Source organism: Vibrio sp. 2-1-2a, from assembly GCF_032648565.1.
Taxonomy (GTDB): Bacteria; Pseudomonadota; Gammaproteobacteria; order Enterobacterales; family Vibrionaceae; genus Vibrio; species Vibrio diabolicus.
In genome coordinates this window covers 925,252-945,188 of sequence record NZ_WBOH01000001.1, presented here as the reverse complement: position 1 = coordinate 945,188, position 19,937 = coordinate 925,252, and the positions used below count along the sequence as shown (strand labels likewise).

The window sequence follows — 19,937 nt, the reverse complement described above, 5'->3', positions numbered from 1 at the left end:
GTAAGTCACTTTAAAAACACAACTATTATTACAAGTACAGAAAGGAAATTTTATGGCTCTAGAAAGAACATTTTCAATCATTAAGCCGGATGCGGTAGAGCGAAACCTGATTGGTGAAATCTATAACCGTATTGAAAAGGCTGGCCTACGTATTGTCGCTGCTAAAATGGTTCACCTGACTGAAGATCAGGCAAGCGGTTTTTATGCAGAGCATGAAGGCAAAGAGTTTTTCCCTCCACTAAAAGAGTTCATGACATCTGGTCCTATTATGGTTCAGGTACTGGAAGGTGAAAATGCGATTGCACGTTACCGTGAGCTGATGGGTAAAACTAACCCAGAGGAAGCGGCATGCGGCACTTTGCGTGCTGATTACGCACTTAGCATGCGTCACAATTCAGTTCATGGTTCCGATAGCCCTGAATCTGCAGCGCGTGAAATTGAGTTTTTCTTCCCTGAGTCAGAGGTTTTCTCTCGCTAATTAGGCGTGATACTTCACTTGTTAGTGATGCTCTGATACAGAAAAGCCTCGGAACTTTCCGAGGCTTTTTCATTTCATATACCTAAGTTGAGGGCAATGTTGACTGCATAAGTGATCTCTTACACGCTAACTAGTCTGACTATATAATGGGCTTTAAAGCCCAGTAACGTGAGTTATTTTTAGTCTTTTCCCTTTACGATTTCTACGCTTTTACTTTTGATAGTGTAATAGCCACTTATAGCACAAGGGGTGCTTAAAATTTAATCATTTTGATTTTAATGCCTTAGCAAACTCAGGGTTTTACACCCCTTGTTGTAGCTGCATAAAGGCTGTACAATTCGCGCCCTTATTCTTGTTTCAGTCATTGAGAGGCAACATGACCACTGAAAAAATCAATCTACTCGACTTTGATCGCAAAGGCATGCGTCAGTTTTTCGCAGAAGAACTCGGCGAGAAAGCGTTTCGTGCCGATCAGGTTATGAAGTGGATCTACCATTTCGGTGTAGATGACTTCGAAAAAATGACAAACATTAACAAGAAGCTGCGCGAAAAGCTTTTACACAAGTGCGAAATCAAGGCACCAACAGTAGCAGAAGCTCAGCACTCTTCTGATGGTACAATCAAGTGGGCGATGAACGTTGGTGATCAGGATGTGGAGACGGTTTACATTCCAGAAGATGACCGTGCAACGCTTTGTGTGTCTTCTCAAGTAGGTTGTGCGTTGGAATGTAAGTTCTGCTCAACCGCACAGCAAGGCTTTAACCGTAACTTGAAAGTTTCAGAGATCATCGGTCAGGTGTGGCGCGCTGCACGTGAAATTGGTCTTGAGAAAGAAACAGGTCGCCGCCCAATTACTAACGTCGTGATGATGGGGATGGGTGAACCGCTTCTAAACATGAAGAACTTGATCCCGGCATTAGAGCTAATGCTGGACGACCTTGGCTTTGGTTTGTCAAAACGTCGTGTGACTGTATCTACATCAGGTGTGGTTTCTGGTCTTGATCAGATGACAGGCAAAATCGATGTCGCGTTGGCAATTTCCCTTCATGCGCCAAACGATAAGTTGCGTAGTGAAATCATGCCAATTAACGATCGTTGGGATATTCAAGATTTCCTAGCATCAGTTCGTCGTTACATCGCTTCATCGAATGCAAACCGCGGTAAGGTAACGGTTGAGTACGTACTTCTTGATCATGTGAATGATGACATGGACCATGCTCGTGAACTGGCTGAGCTGATGAAAGACACACCATGTAAGATTAACTTGATTCCGTTTAACCCGTATCCAGGTTCACCTTACAAGAAACCAAGTAACTCACGTATTGATCGCTTCCAAAAAACATTGATGCAATATGAGCATACAGTAACGGTTCGTAAGACTCGTGGCGATGACATTGATGCAGCGTGTGGTCAGTTAGTCGGTGATGTGATTGACCGAACTAAACGTACTGCAATGTTAAAAGCGTCGCGCGGTGCTGATACCATTGAAGTAAAAGCGGTATAAACGACCGGAATTCAAAAATAGCCAGAGCCATTTGCTCTGGCTATTTTGTTTATCGATAAGAGCATTTCTGCCAAGATTTATGACGACAACTCTCCAACTCGAGGTTATTTGGGTATAATTTCGAATTCCTTTGTCAAAGTTTGGACAAAAGCTTGAGCTATCTGTTAGTTTGAGTGTAAAGAGTTTTTGTCTTCGTTACACATTCGCTTATCATGATATGTGACATTAACGATGACACCGATAATTCTCAGCATTTTCTCACATACGCTTTGCTGATTTTTGCAAAACGGGTATTCACACTCAAATCGCTGAGAGTTTCTTAAAATTATTATTTTGGTTAACGCGTTTAGGCTAGCTATCTTTTAAAGAGGCTTAAGAACAATAACGAAAATACATAACCACGTTAGCCACTAAAACAGATTAAATACCACCATTATGACAGAACACGAAAATACGAATGAAGTGCCACTTTCTATTGAAGCTGGCACATTACTGAAAAACAAACGCGAATCTCTTGGGATGAGTCAAAAGCAAGTTGCTGATCGCCTGAGGCTTCGCGTTTCTGTTATTGAAGATATTGAAAATAACCGATTTGAGTCTCAACAAGTTGCGACATTTACGCGTGGTTACTTGCGTTCTTACGCGAAGTTCGTGGGCCTTGATGAGAAGATGGTTTTGACTGCGTTAGAGCAGACAGCAGATGTACAGCCGCAAGAGCAAGAAATTGAAATGCAGAGCTTCTCTCGCAAAACAAAAGATGAGAAGCACAATAGCCGTATCATGCTCCTGACTTGGGTTATCGGGTTGGTCATTATTGGTATTTCTGCAGCTTGGTGGTGGCAAAACCAGCAAGAGAATAGCCTAACGAAGGAAGTTACGGATTCAAGTGTTGAAGCGCCGAAGCCCACAGCGCAAGAGTTAGCTGATATCGATTTAATGACGGCTGAGGAGTTAATCGCAAGTACTCCTGAAGAAGTTGTTTCAACAAGTAATGATGTTGTTGAAACGAGTGAAGTACCAGTCGAGCAGGGTAGCGATCCTCTGCTTGCTGAAACTGAAAATACAACAAGCGTAGATTCTGAAGAACCTGTTGCCGTGATTGAAACTGCGGAAGAGGAACAGCCTGCGCCAGTCGTACCTGAAGGCATGACACTTCTTACTATGAAGTTTAAAGCGGACTGTTGGATTCAAGTAAAAGACACCAATGGTAAAACGCTGGTAAGTGGTACTCATAAACCAGGACAAGATGTAGAACTTACCGGAAAAGCGCCGTTTAAAGTGATATTAGGCGCACCGGAAGGGGTTACAATGACATTTGCAAGTGAACCTGTCGACCTTTCTGGGTATACTTCAGGCAAAGTAGCTAGATTCACTCTACCGTTATAAAAAATTATGCAACACGAATCTCCAATTATTCGTCGTAAATCGACGCGTATTTATGTGGGTGATGTGCCAATTGGTGATGGTGCGCCAATTGCCGTACAGTCAATGACTAACACTCGCACGACTGACGTAGAAGCGACAGTCGCTCAAATCCGAGCACTAGAAAAAGTCGGTGCAGATATCGTTCGAGTTTCTGTACCTACCATGGACGCAGCAGAAGCTTTCAAACTGATTAAACAGCAAGTTTCTGTACCATTAGTGGCTGATATTCATTTCGACTATCGTATCGCGCTGAAAGTGGCGGAGTACGGTGTTGACTGTTTACGTATCAACCCAGGTAACATCGGCAATGAAGAGCGCATTCGCGCTGTTGTTGACTGTGCTCGCGATAAAAACATCCCAATCCGTATTGGTGTCAACGGTGGATCTTTGGAAAAAGATTTACAGATGAAATACGGTGAACCAACGCCAGAAGCTTTGGTTGAATCGGCGATGCGTCACGTAGATCATCTCGATCGTCTTAACTTTGACCAATTTAAAGTTAGCGTGAAAGCTTCAGACGTTTTTCTTGCGGTGGATTCATACCGTCTACTAGCAAAGAAAATCGATCAGCCTCTTCACTTGGGTATTACAGAAGCGGGCGGTGCTCGCGCTGGCGCTGTTAAGTCATCTGTTGGCTTAGGTATGCTGTTATCTGAAGGGATCGGCGATACGCTGCGTATCTCTTTGGCTGCCGATCCAGTTGAAGAAATCAAAGTCGGTTTCGATATCCTTAAATCTCTGCGCATTCGCTCTCGAGGCATCAACTTTATTGCTTGCCCAAGTTGCTCGCGCCAAGAATTTGATGTGATTGGCACAGTGAACGCACTTGAGCAGCGTTTAGAAGACATCATCACGCCAATGGATGTGTCTATCATCGGTTGTGTGGTAAACGGCCCTGGTGAAGCAGAAGTTTCTCACTTAGGTCTAGCAGGTAGTAACAAGAAGAGCGCATTCTACGAAGATGGTAAACGCCAGAAAGAACGCTTTGATAACGATGACCTTGTGAATCAGCTAGAAGCTAAGATCCGTGCGAAAGCAGCCATGATGAATGGCGAAAACCGCATCGAAGTTAAAGTACAAGATTAATCTCAACGAGAATTACGGTAAGTATTGTGGCAAAAACAATTCAAGCAATTCGAGGCATGAACGATTGCCTCCCAACTCAGTCTCCACTGTGGCAGAAACTAGAAAACACAGTGAAAAATGTAATTAGCGCATACGGTTATAACGAAGTGCGCATGCCAATCGTTGAAGAAACAAACCTATTCAGCCGCGCTGTTGGTGAAGAGACAGACGTCGTTTCAAAAGAAATGTACACCTTTGATGATCGTAACGGAGACAGCCTAACACTTCGCCCTGAAGGTACGGCGGGTTGTGTACGTTCATGTATTCAAAACAGCCTGATCAACCGTGACGAACAGCGTCTGTGGTACATGGGGCCTATGTTCCGCCATGAACGTCCGCAGAAAGGTCGTTACCGTCAATTCCACCAGTGTGGTGTTGAGGTGTTTGGTCTAAATGGTCCAGATGTTGATGCAGAGCTTATCATGATGACGGCTCGACTATGGCGTGAGCTAGGTATCAATGAACATGTTCGTCTTGAGCTGAACTCTATCGGTTCTCAAGAAGACCGCGCAGACTACCGCACAGCACTCGTTGCATTCCTTGAGCAACATATCGATGTGCTAGACGAAGATTGTAAGCGTCGCATGCACACGAACCCACTGCGTGTTCTGGATACGAAGAATCCTGACGTTCAAGCTATTTTAGGTGATGCACCTCGCCTTTCGGAGTACTTAGGTGAAGAATCTAAAGCACACTTCGCAGGTCTATGTGAACTTTTAGACGCTGCAGGTATCGAATACACAGTTAACGAACGTCTAGTTCGTGGTCTGGATTACTACAACCGCACGGTATTTGAATGGATCACTGAAAGCCTAGGTGCTCAAGGCACCGTTTGTGGCGGTGGTCGTTACGATGGTCTTGTAGAGCAATTAGGTGGTAAACCAACACCAGCAGTTGGCTTTGCAATGGGCCTAGAGCGTCTTGTTCTGATGCTAGAAACACTAGAACTAACAGACGTTCGTCGCAGTGTGGATGTTTACGTAGTAACAGCAGGCGAAGGCACCATGATGGCAGGAATGAAGCTAGCAGAGCAGCTTCGTGAATCTATCCCTGGCGTTCGTGTGATGAATCACTTCGGTGGCGGTAACTTCAAGAAACAGTTTAAACGTGCAGACAAAGTTGGTGCTGTTATAGCATTAGTTCTGGGTGAAAACGAAGTTGCGGATAATACCGTAGTGCTGAAAGACTTGGCCGGTGGTGAGCAAGAGACTTACAACCAAGCAGAAGTTGCAGAAAAGATCGCAGCACTGATTTAAGTCTTTTAGTAATCTAACAAAATTACATCCTAGTTCGTAAGCTAAGGCTCCCAAATGTGGAGCCTTTAAACGAAATAGGAACAATGGCAGCTAAGCTGCCATTTACATGTTTTAAGAGGACAGGAAGTGGAACTTTACGATACTGAAGAACAACAAGTTGAAGCCATTAAAGACTGGTGGAAGGAAAACGGCAAAGCCGTCATCATCGGTGCGGTTGTTGGCTTAGGTGGTCTATTTGGCTGGCGTTACTACCAGGATTCTGTGATTCAGGCGAGTGAAGCAGCTTCTCAAAGCTACACGACAGCAATGAATGCTTTGCAAGATAAAGGTACTGATGCTCAAGCTGACGTGAAAGCTTTCATTGAGTCAAATGAAGTAAAAGAATATTCAGTATTGGCTGCGCTTCAACTTGCTAAAGCGCAAGTTGAAGCTCAAGATCTTTCTGCTGCATTAGAGCAATTGAAGTGGGCGCAAAGCAACACTCAAGATGCTGCGCTGTTACCATTGATTAGTTACCGCATTGCGCGCATTGAAACGGAAATGGGTAACTTCGACGCTGCAACGGCAGAGCTAAGTAACGTCACTGATGCAGCATGGACAGGTCGTATTGCTGAACTTCGTGGCGATATTGCGATTCGCCAAGGTGACAAAGATGCCGCATATGCTGCTTATACTGAAGCTCAGCAAGCGGCAGACGCAAGCCCGACGCTACAAATGAAATTGGACGATCTGGCGAAATAAGGACCGCATTGGATGAAAAGAGTCTTTAACAAAGCCTTGTTAGGGGCGTTAACAATGGGAATTCTTGCCGGTTGTGCTGGCGAGAAAGATACCATTGTAATGGCGCCGCTACCTCAGGTAGACAGTGAGTTTACAACCAGTAGTGAGTGGAGTACATCGGTTGGCGATGGTGTTGGTCATTACTTTTCAAAGCTATCCCCTGTATTTGCGAATGATACATTGTTCGTGGCAAGTCGCGATGGCTTAGTAAAAGCGCTGGATCCTGAAAACGGTAAACAACGTTGGCAAACGGACCTAGAAGAAGATGTAATTGCTCGTCTCTCTGGTGGTATCACAGCAGCATACGGAAACCTTTACATTGGCTCTGAGAATGGTGAAGTCATCTCTCTTGACCAAGAAACAGGTGAAATTGTTTGGCGTGTAAAAGTTGGTGGTGAGGTACTGGCGAAGCCAGTTGCAGACTCAGGCCTTATTATCATCAATACTAGCCGAGGCATGTTGATTGCCCTTAATGAGAGTACTGGTGAGCAACGCTGGGCATTGAGTACAGAAGTGCCTAACCTAACTTTACGTGGCGACAGTACTCCGACTGCAATTGGCGGCGGTGTATTTTGGGGAACGGCAAATGGCCGACTCGCAGCTGCTATCGTTGAGCGTGGTCAGCTGATTTGGCAACAGCCTGTTGGTACGCCAAAAGGCGCGACAGAAATTGATCGTTTGGTTGATGTTGATTCATCGCCAATTGTGTTAGGCGGTACTCTTTTCACCATTGGATACAATGGTCAACTTATCGCCATTGATTTGCGTTCAGCGAACCCGATTTGGAAGCGTAATTACTCATCTGCAACAGACATTTCTACAGATGGTAGCCGCATCTTTGTGATAACGGAAAAAGATCATGTTGTTGCCGTTGATTCACGAAGTGGGACTGAGTTGTGGGAAAACAGCTTGCTTGAGCACCGACAACTTACAGCGCCAGTTATTGTCGGCAATTATCTCGTTGTCGGTGACACGCTTGGTTACCTTCACTGGATGGATCGCTCAACGGGCGAATTTGTTGCACAGCAGTTTATCGATGATAGCGGCTTGGCCGTTGGCCCGACGTTATTGTCGGATGGTTATGTGATTACAACTCGCAACGGCGATGTAAAGAAACTAACCATTAACGAATAATATCGTGATATAATTCACATTCGGCTCCTGGCTGGTGACAGCTAGGAGCCGTTTTGTTGTTTGAATTTATTAACCCTGACGTGGTTATAGGTAAAAAGCTGGTTTGATTTGGCATCGAGCAAGTCGTTACCTATAACTACAGAAGAAAGATTATTGTAGAGGTTTTTATGGTACCTGTTGTAGCTCTAGTAGGGCGTCCGAACGTAGGTAAATCTACACTATTTAACCGATTGACTCGCACTCGTGACGCGTTGGTTGCGGACTTTCCAGGCCTAACGCGAGACCGTAAGTATGGCCAGGCGAGACTTGGTGAAGAGCACGAATTCATTGTGATTGATACCGGCGGTATTGATGGCACAGAAGAAGGCGTGGAAACAAAGATGGCAGAACAGTCATTAGCCGCGATTGATGAGGCTGATGTTGTATTGTTCCTTGTTGACGGTCGTGCTGGTCTGACTCCTTCAGATGCAGCAATTGCTGCGCATCTGCGTAAAATTGAAAAGCCAGCGATGCTGGTGGTAAACAAAATAGATGGTATTGATGCCGATGCGGCGTGTGCTGATTTTTGGCAGCTCGGCGTGGATGATATGTACCAGATTGCGGCCGCTCATGGCCGTGGTGTGACCGCTCTGCTTGAGCGTGCTTTATCTCCATTCTTTGATGATCTACTAACAAGTGAATCTGAAGAAGGTGAGATTGAAGACCTGACTGGATTCGAAGACGAAGAGCCTCTTGTTGAAGATTACACTGAAGAAGACGCAGAAGCTGAATTCAAGCGCCTTCAAGAGCAGCCGATTAAGTTGGCGATCATCGGTCGTCCTAACGTAGGTAAATCGACACTGACTAACCGTATTCTGGGTGAAGAACGTGTGGTTGTATACGATATGCCTGGTACGACGCGTGATTCTATCTACATCCCGATGGAGCGTGATGGACGCGAATACGTACTAATTGATACCGCAGGTGTTCGTCGTCGTGGTCGTATCAATGAAACGGTTGAAAAGTTCTCTGTTGTTAAGACGCTGAAAGCGGTAGAAGATGCAAACGTCGTTCTACTGGTGATTGATGCACGTGAAAATATTTCAGACCAAGACCTAAGCTTGCTTGGTTTTGCACTGAATGCTGGCCGCTCAATTGTCATCGCCGTTAACAAGTGGGATGGTCTAGACAGTGACGTGAAAGAAAGCGTGAAGAAAGAACTGGACCGCCGTCTAGGATTCGTCGATTTCGCGCGTATCCACTTTATCTCTGCGCTGCACGGTACTGGCGTTGGTCACTTGTTTGAATCTATCCAAGAAGCATATAACTCGGCGACAACGCGCGTGGGTACGTCAGTACTGACGCGTATCATGAAGATGGCAGTGGATGATCACCAGCCGCCAATGGTTCGTGGTCGTCGTATCAAACTCAAATACGCACACGCAGGTGGTTACAATCCACCGATCGTTGTTATCCACGGTAACATGGTTCGTGAATTGCCAGATTCGTATAAACGTTATCTAATGAACTACTTCCGTAAGTCTCTGGAAATTATGGGAACACCGATTCGCATTAACTTCCACAACAGTGATAACCCATACGAGAACCGTACGAATAAGCTTACGCTATCACAAGAGCGTAAACGTAAGCGTATGATGTCGATGGTGAAAAACCGCAATAAATAATGAAATTCGAATACCCAAGTTTCTACTTGGGTATTTTTTTATCAAAAGTAATCGTAAAAATGACTATCACAGCAACAAAGACTCGTTTTTGTCATCAAACATGGCAATTAGAAGCACAAATACAGCTCGTTCAATCTACGGAAGAAGTGACTTACGTTATTACAGATGTCACGCCGTTCCATCCCGTTAGTCACATATGGCCGGATCACCCTGCAGACAAAGGAACGTTGAAGGTGAATGGGGCTGAGCATGACGTGGTAGATTGCCAAGTTGGAGCAGTGGAGCAGGAAAGTGGTGCTCTGTATGTGGGTAGTGACATTCCTGTAAAGCGTGATGCTGAAGGTTGGGTGTTTGTCGTCGTGCATGTTTTATCACGTACGGAATCACTTGCAATTAATGACTTGGTGACATTAGCGGTAGATAAAGACTATCAAAATGCTTTGAGCCGAGGCCACACTGCAGGACACTTAGCGTATTTGGCGTTGAATAAAGTACTAGCGGAAGACTATTGGCGAAAAGACGCAGACCGCAAAGACCCGCATGGTTATTATGACTTTAATAGCTATGCGCAAGTTACGAGTTATGTTACTCCAGACAAGTGCCTCGATACGTACCGTTTAGGCAAAACACTCCGTAAAAGAGGATTAAACAGTGCAGATATGCTGAATGACCTCCAGGCGATTGCAGAAAAAGTGAATGGCCAACTGGTTGAATGGCTTCAAAGAGATGCGATGATCACCATGGAATGCCACGGCGATAGATTAACTGATTCTCGCTATTGGAAGTGCGATTTAGGGGAAGGTCAATTAGCGGTCATCCCTTGTGGTGGAACGCATGCGAGCCATTTAAATGAGTTTGCTTTTATCCAAGTTAAACTCGTTGAGCTCGACGCTCAAACTATCGAAATGCACACCAATGTAAACACTGCTTTCTGAATAAGATCTTTTTATTAAATTCTAATTTTTTCGTTTAATTAAATTCAAATTAGGCTTTTATTCTTCCTTAAATTGGAATGCAGAATATGTAACTTATGCTTTCGGTGTGTGGTTATATAAATATTCTTTTAAGGGGTGATCGCTGATCAAGGAGTAAATATCAGACGATCAGTATAAGATCCTACGTATCAAGTATGGTTGTCGCCTCTTAGAACTTGTTAGGGCGGTGATGAAGATCAACATACTTGTTCGTTATTTTGAGTAGCATGCGTTACTCGAAATTGCTTAGTTTAGAGAGAGGAACGGGATATGCAGCAGAACATTTGCCCGACTTGCAATGTCGAACTGGAATGGACAGGACAATACCATTGTGCACAGTGTGAATCGGATTTTAAAAAAGTAGGTTTTTGCCCTGATTGTGAGGCGGAGCTGGAGAAGCTGCAAGCATGCGGTGCTGCGAGCTACTTTTGTAATGTGTGTAATGAACTCAAATCAAAATCACGTGTCCGATTTGAGTTCCAGAAAGTCACTTAACCAGAGTTTGTATTCAGTTAACGGTAGAACGAACGTCGCCTTCGGCTAATCGGGTAATCAATATATCTCCCGACTTTACATCTGAAGATTGCGTAATTACTTTACCTTGCTCAGTTTGAGTAATTGAGTAACCTCGTTTCAATGTCGCTAGTGGGCTGACGGTGTCTAACTTCTCTGCAGCAATCGCGAGTTGATGGCGCATAGTCAGTAATTTGCGATCCATTGCATCCATGAGCTTTTGCTCAACACGTTCTAGCTTCGATTTCTGCTCGCCAAGGCGTGTTACAGGAGAATTCAATTGTAGTCGGTAATGTTGACGCTCGATTCGCTGTTGGCGCAAGGCAATAAAACGACTCATCGCTCGCTGTAAGCGCATGTCCAAATCATCTAACTGTTGAGTCTGACGTTGCAAGCGATAGCTTGGGTGCTGTCTCTCTAGACGGTGCATTAATTGCGCAGATTGCTGCTTTTGCTGTGCTAGGTAGTAACGCATCGCGCTCGCTAACTTATGCTGGCGGGTAACTAAAGCTTGATCTTTGTGGCTGTTATCACGACTTACTAGCTCAGCGGCTGCTGATGGAGTAGGTGCGCGTACGTCGGCGACAAAATCTGCTATTGTCACGTCGACTTCATGCCCAACGGCGCTAATAATAGGAATTTGGCTTGCTGCAATCGTACGAGCTAATATCTCGTTGTTAAAGCACCATAAGTCTTCTAATGAACCACCACCTCGGCCCACAATTAGCACATCACATTCATCACGGCTGTTAGCGCGACCAATGGCTTGTGCGATTTGAATGGCTGCATCTTCACCTTGTACCACTGTCGGATAAATCACAACGGGTAGGGAAGGATCACGACGTTTCAATACGTCTAAGATATCGTAAAGCGCGGCACCAGTTTTCGATGTGATGACGCCAACACGTTTTGGGTGTTCAGGCAAAGGTTGCTTGTTGGTTTGAGCGAACAAACCTTCTGCGGCAAGCTTGATTTTCAGCTCTTCAAACTCTTGCTGAAGACGGCCGTCACCTTCCGGTTGCATGCTTTCGATGATCAATTGGTAGTCACCGCGAGGCTCATAAAGAGAAAGACGAGCTTTTACTAGGACTTGATTACCGTTAGCGGGCTTGAAAGTAACGCGGCGATTGTTACCACGAAACATGGCACATTTAACTTGAGCGCGAGAGTCTTTAAGAGTGAGGTACCAGTGACCAGAGACTGGAGCTGAAAAGTTGGATATCTCTCCGACGAGCCAAACGATCCCCATTTCGTTTTCAAGGAGTAAACGAACTTCTGCGTTGAGACGAGAAACAGTAAAGATGTTTTGATTGGTCTTGGAGAGCACAGCTAATCTCTTAGACGTGAGTATGGAAATTAGCGGCAATATAATACATAGCAAGGGGGTAATTGCAAGAAAAAAATTAAAAAATTTGTGGTCAAGCGATTGCGTTAACCGTATAATCCCTCCGCAATATCTAATCCAAATGTAGCTTGTTGCTAACACAGGTTACCCTCATTATGCGAAACGATGAGATTGGATTGTTCTTTTTACTCCTCTAATTGTGAGATATTGCAAATGCTAAGAATTGCCAAAGAAGCGCTGACATTCGATGACGTACTACTTGTGCCAGCACACTCCACCGTTCTCCCAAACACAGCTGATCTTCGCACTCAGCTAACTAAGAACATCACCCTAAACATCCCAATGATTTCAGCGTCTATGGACACTGTTACTGAAGCTCGTCTAGCGATCGCGCTAGCGCAAGAGGGTGGCATTGGCTTTATCCACAAGAACATGTCTATTGAGCAGCAGGCAGCCGAAGTTCGTAAAGTTAAGAAGTTCGAAGCTGGTATGGTGACTGACGCGGTTACAGTAAACCCTGACGCGACCATCGCTGATGTTGTTGCACTCACTGAAAAGCATGGTTTTGCAGGTTTCCCTGTTGTCACTGAGAGCAATGAGCTTGTTGGTATTATCACTGGTCGTGACGTTCGTTTTGTGACGGACCTTTCTAAGAAAGTATCTTCAGTAATGACGCCAAAAGAGAAGTTGGCAGCGGTTAAAGAAGGTGCTACACGAGAAGAAGTGCAAGAGAAAATGCACGAAGCTCGCGTAGAGAAAGTATTGGTTGTGAATGATGAGTTCCAACTAACCGGTATGATTACTGCGAAAGACTTCCACAAAGCAGAACGTAAACCAAACGCATGTAAAGACGAGCGTGGTCGCCTACGTGTTGGCGCAGCAGTTGGTGCTGGTGCTGGTAACGAAGAGCGAGTTGCTGCACTAGTTGAAGCTGGCGTTGACGTTCTACTTATCGACTCTTCACACGGTCATTCTGAAGGTGTTCTAAGCCGCATTCGTGAAACACGTGCAGCTTACCCAGATCTAGACATCATCGGTGGTAACGTAGCAACAGGTGCTGGTGCTAAAGCACTAATCGAAGCTGGCGTAAGCGCAGTGAAAGTTGGTATCGGCCCTGGTTCTATCTGTACAACTCGTATTGTAACGGGTGTGGGGGTTCCACAAATCACTGCAATCGCAGATGCGGCAGAAGTGGCTAATGATTATGGTATTCCAGTTATCGCTGACGGTGGTATCCGTTTCTCAGGTGACATCTGTAAAGCAATCGTAGCGGGCGCATCATGTGTGATGGTTGGTTCTATGTTTGCAGGTACTGAAGAAGCGCCGGGTGAAGTGATTCTATACAACGGCCGTTCTTACAAGTCTTACCGTGGAATGGGTTCTCTTGGTGCAATGTCTCAAGGTTCTTCTGACCGTTACTTCCAGTCTGACAACGCAGCGGACAAGCTAGTACCAGAAGGTATCGAAGGTCGTATCGCATACAAAGGCCGTCTAAAAGAGATCGTACACCAACAAATGGGTGGTCTACGTTCAAGCATGGGTCTAACTGGTTCTGCAACTATCGAAGATATGCGTACGAAAGCTGAATTTGTACGTATCTCTGGTGCAGGTATGCAAGAGTCTCATGTACACGATGTTCAAATTACTAAGGAAGCGCCGAACTACCGTCTAGGGAACTAATTACCTAACGAAAACGTTTGCTTTTTCCTTGAAGCATTAAGAAGAGGCGAGTACACTCGCCTCGGTTTTAATCACTTAGCCTTAAAAAGACTGCTCAAAATGACTAAAAATATCCATGACCAACGTATTCTGATCTTGGACTTCGGTTCTCAGTACACTCAATTAGTAGCACGCCGCGTACGTGAAATCGGCGTTTACTGTGAACTATGGAGCTGGGATGTAGAAGAAGCGGATATTCGCGAATTCAACCCAGATGGCATTATCCTATCTGGCGGTCCAGAAAGCGTAACGGAAGAGAACTCTCCACGCGCGCCTCAATATGTGTTTGATTCTGGTGTTCCTTTACTTGGCGTATGTTACGGCATGCAAACTATGGCGGAACAACTAGGTGGCAAAGTAGCAGGCTCTAACGAACGTGAGTTTGGCTACGCTCAGGTTAAAGTTTCTGGTGAATGTGCCTTATTTAAAGATCTTGAAGCAACTCAAGACGTTTGGATGAGCCACGGCGACAAAGTAGTAGAGATCCCAGCCGATTTCGTAAAAGTTGGTGAGACAGACACTTGTCCTTACGCTGCGATGGCGAACGAAGAGAAGAAATACTACGGCGTTCAGTTCCACCCAGAAGTGACACACACAAAAGGTGGCCTACAAATGCTTGAGAACTTTGTTCTTGGCGTATGTGGCTGTGAGCGTCTATGGACATCGGAATCTATCATCGAAGACGCGGTTGCTCGCATTAAAGAGCAAGTGGGTGACGATGAAGTTATCCTAGGCTTATCTGGTGGTGTGGATTCATCTGTTGTTGCGATGCTGGTGCACCGCGCAATTGGCGACAAGCTAACGTGTGTATTTGTCGATAACGGTCTACTTCGTTTAAACGAAGGCCAACAAGTGATGGATATGTTTGGCGATAAGTTCGGCCTAAACATCATCAAAGTTGATGCAGAAGATCGTTTCCTTGAAGCTCTGAAAGGCAAGTCTGACCCAGAAGAGAAGCGTAAGACTATCGGTCACGTATTCGTAGATGTATTCGATGAAGAGTCTAAGAAGCTGAAAAACGCGAAATGGCTAGCTCAAGGTACGATTTACCCTGATGTAATCGAGTCCGCGGCATCTAAGACTGGTAAAGCGCACGTGATCAAATCGCACCACAACGTGGGCGGTCTACCAGATGAAATGGAAATGGGTCTTGTTGAGCCACTACGTGAGCTGTTCAAAGATGAAGTACGTAAGATTGGTCTAGAGCTAGGCCTGCCTTATAACATGCTTTACCGCCACCCATTCCCAGGTCCAGGTCTAGGTGTTCGTGTTCTTGGTGAAATCAAGAAAGAATACTGTGACTTGCTACGTCGTGCTGATGCTATCTTCATTGAAGAGCTTCACGCTGCAGACCTATATGACAAAGTATCTCAAGCGTTCACGGTATTCCTACCAGTTCGCTCTGTAGGTGTAATGGGCGATGGCCGTAAATACGACTGGGTTGTATCACTGCGTGCAGTAGAAACCATCGACTTTATGACTGCCCATTGGGCACACCTACCATATGACTTCCTAGGTAAGGTATCTAACCGTATTATCAACGAAGTTGATGGTATTTCTCGTGTTGTTTACGACATTTCTGGTAAGCCACCAGCGACTATCGAGTGGGAATAATTTTCCTCTAGACTGTTGAGTTTATAAGAACCAGCCTCCGGGCTGGTTTTTTTGTGCTTCAAATTTGTGAATAGGGGACTCAACTTTTTGTGAGAGATATATACATGCGATTGAATTAAATATATATTCATTTTTTGTTGTTTAAATATTAAAAATGGTATTGCTATGGAACAGGCTGACGTTACCTCTCTCATTCCCATCCTTATTACTCTTTTTCTCGCGCTGACTACACGAAATGTCGTCGTTGGTTTATTCGCCGGTGTGGTTAGTGGTGTCGCCATGCTTGAAGGCACCTTTGTCGAAAAAGGGCCACTAGACTCGTTTAGTGCATTGATGAAAAGCTATCTACTGCCGCAACTTACGGATAGCTACAACGCTGGTGTGATTTTATTATTAGTGTTCATTGGTGGTTTCGTTGCGCTGATGGAAAAGTCTGGTGGTGGTGTTGCTTTTGCTAAAAAGGTTACTCAATGGGTTGCGAGTAAATGCCAAGCTCAACTGTCCGCATGGTTCGGTGGTGTGGTTATTTTCTTCTCTGACCTTGGTACACCGTTGATTGTTGGTCCTGTTTTTCGCCCTTTATTTGATAAGTTAAAAGTATCACGCCAAAAATTAGCTTTTATTATCGATTCTACTTCCTCTCCCGTCGCAATCTTAATTCCTTTTATCGGGTGGGGTGTTTACATCATGGGGTTGATTCAAAAAGAGTTTACTGCCCTGAATGTCAGTATGAGTGATTGGGATGCTTTCATTGGCGCGATCCCGTATCAGTTTTACGCCTTTCTTGCGATCGCGATTGTGCCGATTGTCTCTTTCTTCAAATTAGATTTCGGACCGATGGCGAAGGCTGAACAACTAGCAGAACAGGGCTCCGACTTTGGGAAAGTGCAGGAGTCTATGAATGTATTTACGCATAAAAATGCAAAATCTAGTTTTGTATGGGCGCCTTTGCTCGTTATGCTGGTGGTTTTATGTACCATCCTCGTGCCACACGGTTTTCCATTTCAAAAAGTGGCAGGATCAACGTTTAGGGCTGCACTTTCTTCTGCATATTTCTTCGCGGCCTTCACTTTAATTGCGCTGATGGCGTTTTATGGCGTAAGAAAGCTTTCGGATGGTATTCAGGTTTATCTGAAAGGGATGTCAAACATGATGTCAGTGGCGGTGATTCTGGTATTGGCTTGGGCGCTTAGCTCGGTTGGGAAAGAATTAGGTGCAGCTGCATACATTGCTGAACAAGCTCAAGCCGGTTTCCCTTACTGGTTATTGCCAGCGGTTGCGTTTTTACTGGCCGGTATTATCTCGTTTGCGACGGGATCATCTTGGGGGACGTTTGCCATCATGATGCCATTAGTGATCCCAACGGCCGTCGCGATTGATGCTCCATTGTTAGTTTGTATTGGTGCGGTGTTATCTGGTGGTCTGTTTGGCGACCACTGTTCTCCAATCTCTGAAACGACGATTTTGTCGTCGACAGGGGCAGGGTGTGAGCAGTATGAGCACTTCCGTACACAGTTGCCTTACGCATTACTCAATGGAATGATTGCATTAGGGTGTTTCCTTTTAGCTGGAATCAACGCCTCGCCAGTGATTGTGCTTGCCGCTATTGTTGCCCAGTGTGTGGTTTATTTTGTGTTGTCTAAACAAAAATCAACCGCGAAGCTAGACGTGGTTTCGGCAGAACAATAAAGATAGAAATATCATAAAGCGGAGGCTCATTGGGTCTCCGCTTTTCTTTTGAGTCAAGGTAACATTTTTCTTGTGACAAAATGTGTGCGAGGACTTATTTATTCATTTTGTCTCGCAGAATCAACGCACTTAGCTCGGCGTTTTGTATATATGATCCACTATATGTCTAGTTATTCCTTGTATATTGTATTGTTAAAATCCGGAGACTAGACATGTTTGCACTCAAACATCTTCCTCTTGCATTGAGTTGTGTCCTAGCTGCACAAGCGAATGCGAGTATGAATATCCAGCCCGATCCGCAGAATCCAAACGGTTATGTCATTGCTCGTGGTGACGTTCAAGCCGTAGAGCAAAGCAAAACCTCTGACCCTATGTATGCCATTTGGTCACAAGCATTAGAGACGCGACCGAACTCAGTGGTGGAGGCGATTGTTCCTGGAGCGGCAACCAATCCAGAAAACGTGAAGCGTGTAGAGCGTGTGTTCCCTGAAAGTGAGTGGGACTTCCTGACTCAAATGGCGGCACCTGAATACACTTACACGCGTTTCCTACGTGCAATTGGTAAGTTCCCAGCATTCTGTGGTGAGTACACGGATGGTCGAGATTCGGATGCGATTTGTAAAAAATCGATCGTGACTGCCTTTGCTCACTTTGCGCAGGAAACTGGTGGTCATATTTCGATTGATAACGTATCGGATAACCCTCTTGGATTGGAAGAGTGGCAGCAAGCTTTGGTTCATGTGCGTGAAATGGGCTGGTCAGAAGGTCAAGAAGGTTACACGACAGGTTGTGGTCAGAATGACTGGCAAAATAAGCGTTGGCCATGTGAACCAGGACAAGGTTACTTTGGACGTGGTGCTAAACAGCTTTCTTACCATTTTAACTATGGCGCGTTCTCTGAAGTGATGTTTGATGGTGATGCATCTGTATTGCTAAAAAATCCAGGCTTGGTTGCGGATTCATGGCTGAACTTGGCATCGGCTATCTGGTTCTTCCTAACTCCACAAGCACCGAAACCTGCAATGCTGCATGTGATTGACCGTACTTGGGTGCCTTCACAGCGTGAGCTTGATGCTGGCATTGGTTACGGCTTTGGTACCACCATCAACGTGATCAATGGTGGTATTGAGTGTGGTGAGCAAAACAAGGATAAAGGTCAACCTGTTAACCGTATTCGTTATTGGGAAGGTCTTGCCGCCCATTATCAAATTCCAATTGAAGCTGATGAAACAAACACTTGTTGGCAGCAGACGCCTTACGGCAGTCTGAACCTAAATGGTGCGACAGACGTGCTTTACACCAACTGGGATGGTAACTGGAAATACTACTCAGATCGTCCGGGAGGTCACTCATTTGAATGTGAGCTGGTTGGTTTCCAAACTGCTTACTCTGCGCTAGTTGCGGGTGATTATGAGAAGTGTGTAACTAACTTTTACCAATCTCATGCGGGGTGGCCAGAAGTTCGTGTGGTTGAAAAACTAGACCCTGTTGATCCGGTCGATCCACCTGTAGGTGGCGTGGCGGCTTGGGATGCAGGTAAAGTGTATAACACAGGTGATCAAGTCTCTTACCAAGGTGCTGTTTATGAAGCGAAATGGTGGTCACAAGGTAATGAACCCACGCAAGGTGATCCGTGGAAGTTGGTCTCAGGCACTCCGACAGAGCCGCCAACAACGGAACCTGAACCGCCGGTGACTGAGCCAGAACCGCCCGTCACAGAACCTGAGCCACCAGTAACCGAGCCAGAACCACCAGTGACAGGTAATTTTATTCAGTGGGAGCCGGGCGTAACGCAAGTCGCTAACGGCGATAAAGTGACGTACCAAAACAAATGTTTTGTTGCGAAAAATGGTCCAGGTGTGTGGGAAAGCCCAACGCAAAGTAACTGGTTCTGGGACGAGATCTCTTGCCTGTAGTTGATTGAAAAATAGTCTAACCATCTATAAAGACTCTGCTTTTTAGCGGGGTCTTTTTTTATTTGAGCGGTTGCTTATTTATGGAATCTAAGTTTTCAATAACAGTTTTTCTCTTTTGTTCTGGCGCCCATTAAAATTCGCGCGCATTTTTTATCAACATTTTTGAAAAAAGGTATTTGTACATGTCGACAAAACTGGCTAACCCAGCACCGCTAGGTCTAATGGGTTTCGGTATGACCACTATTCTGCTTAATATTCATAACGCAGGATTTTTCCCAATTGACTCTATGATTCTAGCGATGGGCATCTTTTACGGTGGCCTTAGCCAAATAATCGTTGGCATCATGTGCTTTAAACGCGGCGACACGTTCGGCACAACTGCGTTTACTTCTTACGGTCTATTTTGGCTAACACTAGTAGGCTTGATCGTAATGCCTCACATGGGTCTTCCTGCAAGCCCAGCAAGCTTTATGGGTTGGTACCTAGCGTTATGGGGTATCTTCACTGGTTTCATGTTCATTGGTTCTCTATGCTACCCAACAGCGAAGCAAGTGGTATTTGGTTCTCTAACTATCTTGTTCTTCCTACTCGCAGCTCGTGACTTTACTGGTAGTGAAGTGATCGGTGCTATCGCTGGTTTCGAAGGTATCTTCTGTGGTGCAAGCGCGATTTACTTCGCAATGGCACAAGTACTAAACAACGAATTTGGTCGTGAAGTTCTACCTGTAGGTAAAGCAAAAATCGCTCGTAAAGTTGAAGCTGTCGCTGCTTAATCCTTTACACATAATGCAGAAAAGGGGA

16 protein-coding genes are annotated in these 19,937 nt (G+C 45.2%); 15 read left to right on the top strand and 1 reads right to left on the bottom strand.

From position 1 onward, the window contains the following. The first annotated feature begins 52 nt into the window (after positions 1 to 52). From ndk to F7Y48_RS04395, 10 genes are all read left to right on the top strand, one after another. Positions 53 to 478 carry a nucleoside-diphosphate kinase gene (ndk, locus tag F7Y48_RS04440; RefSeq protein WP_005391542.1) on the top strand — a complete coding sequence of 142 codons (426 nt, stop codon included), beginning with the start codon at positions 53 to 55 and terminating at the stop codon, positions 476 to 478. A 376-nt stretch (positions 479 to 854) separates the two neighbouring features. Further along, on the top strand, positions 855 to 1,982 hold the full coding sequence (locus tag F7Y48_RS04435; RefSeq protein ID WP_005391540.1) for a bifunctional tRNA (adenosine(37)-C2)-methyltransferase TrmG/ribosomal RNA large subunit methyltransferase RlmN: 1,128 nt from the start codon (positions 855 to 857) through the stop codon (positions 1,980 to 1,982). 435 nt (positions 1,983 to 2,417) lie between these two features. Continuing rightward, complete coding sequence (gene rodZ / locus F7Y48_RS04430; RefSeq protein WP_046874337.1) at positions 2,418 to 3,368, top strand: cytoskeleton protein RodZ; 951 nt, start codon at positions 2,418 to 2,420, stop codon at positions 3,366 to 3,368. 6 nt (positions 3,369 to 3,374) lie between these two features. Continuing rightward, positions 3,375 to 4,493: a flavodoxin-dependent (E)-4-hydroxy-3-methylbut-2-enyl-diphosphate synthase gene (gene ispG, locus F7Y48_RS04425; protein WP_005391537.1), complete on the top strand. Its 1,119-nt coding sequence runs from the start codon at positions 3,375 to 3,377 to the stop codon at positions 4,491 to 4,493. Between the two features lie 26 nt (positions 4,494 to 4,519). Next, the gene (gene hisS, locus F7Y48_RS04420) at positions 4,520 to 5,788 is read left to right on the top strand and encodes a histidine--tRNA ligase (protein ID WP_006741882.1); all 1,269 of its coding nucleotides are present in this window, start codon (positions 4,520 to 4,522) and stop codon (positions 5,786 to 5,788) included. A 126-nt stretch (positions 5,789 to 5,914) separates the two neighbouring features. Further along, on the top strand, positions 5,915 to 6,529 hold the full coding sequence (locus F7Y48_RS04415; RefSeq protein ID WP_005391529.1) for a YfgM family protein: 615 nt from the start codon (positions 5,915 to 5,917) through the stop codon (positions 6,527 to 6,529). A gap of 12 nt (positions 6,530 to 6,541) precedes the next feature. After that, positions 6,542 to 7,702, top strand: a complete 1,161-nt coding sequence (gene bamB, locus F7Y48_RS04410; RefSeq protein ID WP_005391528.1) for an outer membrane protein assembly factor BamB — start codon at positions 6,542 to 6,544, stop codon at positions 7,700 to 7,702. A 167-nt stretch (positions 7,703 to 7,869) separates the two neighbouring features. Continuing rightward, on the top strand, positions 7,870 to 9,366 hold the full coding sequence (gene der / locus F7Y48_RS04405; RefSeq protein ID WP_005391527.1) for a ribosome biogenesis GTPase Der: 1,497 nt from the start codon (positions 7,870 to 7,872) through the stop codon (positions 9,364 to 9,366). Between the two features lie 59 nt (positions 9,367 to 9,425). Further along, positions 9,426 to 10,301: an alanyl-tRNA editing protein gene (locus F7Y48_RS04400; RefSeq protein WP_272166037.1), complete on the top strand. Its 876-nt coding sequence runs from the start codon at positions 9,426 to 9,428 to the stop codon at positions 10,299 to 10,301. A gap of 309 nt (positions 10,302 to 10,610) precedes the next feature. Continuing rightward, positions 10,611 to 10,835, top strand: a complete 225-nt coding sequence (locus F7Y48_RS04395; protein WP_047010185.1) for a zinc ribbon domain-containing protein — start codon at positions 10,611 to 10,613, stop codon at positions 10,833 to 10,835. Between the two features lie 13 nt (positions 10,836 to 10,848). On the opposite strand, the gene xseA is transcribed toward F7Y48_RS04395, so the two are convergent. After that, positions 10,849 to 12,180, bottom strand: a complete 1,332-nt coding sequence (gene xseA / locus F7Y48_RS04390) for an exodeoxyribonuclease VII large subunit (RefSeq protein WP_134647844.1) — start codon at positions 12,178 to 12,180, stop codon at positions 10,849 to 10,851. Between the two features lie 231 nt (positions 12,181 to 12,411). On the opposite strand from xseA, the gene guaB reads away from it, so the two are divergent. The 5 genes from guaB (at position 12,412) to F7Y48_RS04365 (ending at position 19,909) form a co-directional block, all read left to right on the top strand. Continuing rightward, entirely contained in the window at positions 12,412 to 13,878 is a 1,467-nt protein-coding gene (gene guaB / locus F7Y48_RS04385) for an IMP dehydrogenase (RefSeq protein WP_005391524.1), read from the top strand. A 99-nt stretch (positions 13,879 to 13,977) separates the two neighbouring features. Continuing rightward, a complete protein-coding gene (gene guaA / locus F7Y48_RS04380) occupies positions 13,978 to 15,531 on the top strand; it encodes a glutamine-hydrolyzing GMP synthase (RefSeq protein ID WP_005391523.1) in 1,554 nt (517 codons plus the stop codon). Positions 15,532 to 15,696: 165 nt separating this feature from the next. After that, positions 15,697 to 17,220 carry a Na+/H+ antiporter NhaC family protein gene (locus F7Y48_RS04375; RefSeq protein ID WP_258508369.1) on the top strand — a complete coding sequence of 508 codons (1,524 nt, stop codon included), beginning with the start codon at positions 15,697 to 15,699 and terminating at the stop codon, positions 17,218 to 17,220. 212 nt (positions 17,221 to 17,432) lie between these two features. Beyond that, positions 17,433 to 19,136, top strand: coding sequence for a chitinase (locus F7Y48_RS04370; RefSeq protein WP_170903107.1), 1,704 nt, complete (start codon positions 17,433 to 17,435; stop codon positions 19,134 to 19,136). A gap of 182 nt (positions 19,137 to 19,318) precedes the next feature. Next, a complete protein-coding gene (locus tag F7Y48_RS04365; RefSeq protein ID WP_258508370.1) occupies positions 19,319 to 19,909 on the top strand; it encodes an acetate uptake transporter in 591 nt (196 codons plus the stop codon). Positions 19,910 to 19,937 lie beyond the last annotated feature (28 nt).

What these genes read in the sequence shown, in the direction of transcription:
- ndk (WP_005391542.1), top strand. Translation starts at nt 53, where the DNA reads ATGGCTCTAGAAAGAACATTTTCAATCATTAAGCCGGATGCGGTAGAG.
- F7Y48_RS04435 (WP_005391540.1), top strand. Translation starts at nt 855, where the DNA reads ATGACCACTGAAAAAATCAATCTACTCGACTTTGATCGCAAAGGCATG.
- rodZ (WP_046874337.1), top strand. Translation starts at nt 2,418, where the DNA reads ATGACAGAACACGAAAATACGAATGAAGTGCCACTTTCTATTGAAGCT.
- ispG (WP_005391537.1), top strand. Translation starts at nt 3,375, where the DNA reads ATGCAACACGAATCTCCAATTATTCGTCGTAAATCGACGCGTATTTAT.
- bamB (WP_005391528.1), top strand. Translation starts at nt 6,542, where the DNA reads ATGAAAAGAGTCTTTAACAAAGCCTTGTTAGGGGCGTTAACAATGGGA.
- der (WP_005391527.1), top strand. Translation starts at nt 7,870, where the DNA reads ATGGTACCTGTTGTAGCTCTAGTAGGGCGTCCGAACGTAGGTAAATCT.
- F7Y48_RS04400 (WP_272166037.1), top strand. Translation starts at nt 9,426, where the DNA reads ATGACTATCACAGCAACAAAGACTCGTTTTTGTCATCAAACATGGCAA.
- F7Y48_RS04395 (WP_047010185.1), top strand. Translation starts at nt 10,611, where the DNA reads ATGCAGCAGAACATTTGCCCGACTTGCAATGTCGAACTGGAATGGACA.
- guaB (WP_005391524.1), top strand. Translation starts at nt 12,412, where the DNA reads ATGCTAAGAATTGCCAAAGAAGCGCTGACATTCGATGACGTACTACTT.
- guaA (WP_005391523.1), top strand. Translation starts at nt 13,978, where the DNA reads ATGACTAAAAATATCCATGACCAACGTATTCTGATCTTGGACTTCGGT.
- F7Y48_RS04375 (WP_258508369.1), top strand. Translation starts at nt 15,697, where the DNA reads ATGGAACAGGCTGACGTTACCTCTCTCATTCCCATCCTTATTACTCTT.
- F7Y48_RS04370 (WP_170903107.1), top strand. Translation starts at nt 17,433, where the DNA reads ATGTTTGCACTCAAACATCTTCCTCTTGCATTGAGTTGTGTCCTAGCT.
- F7Y48_RS04365 (WP_258508370.1), top strand. Translation starts at nt 19,319, where the DNA reads ATGTCGACAAAACTGGCTAACCCAGCACCGCTAGGTCTAATGGGTTTC.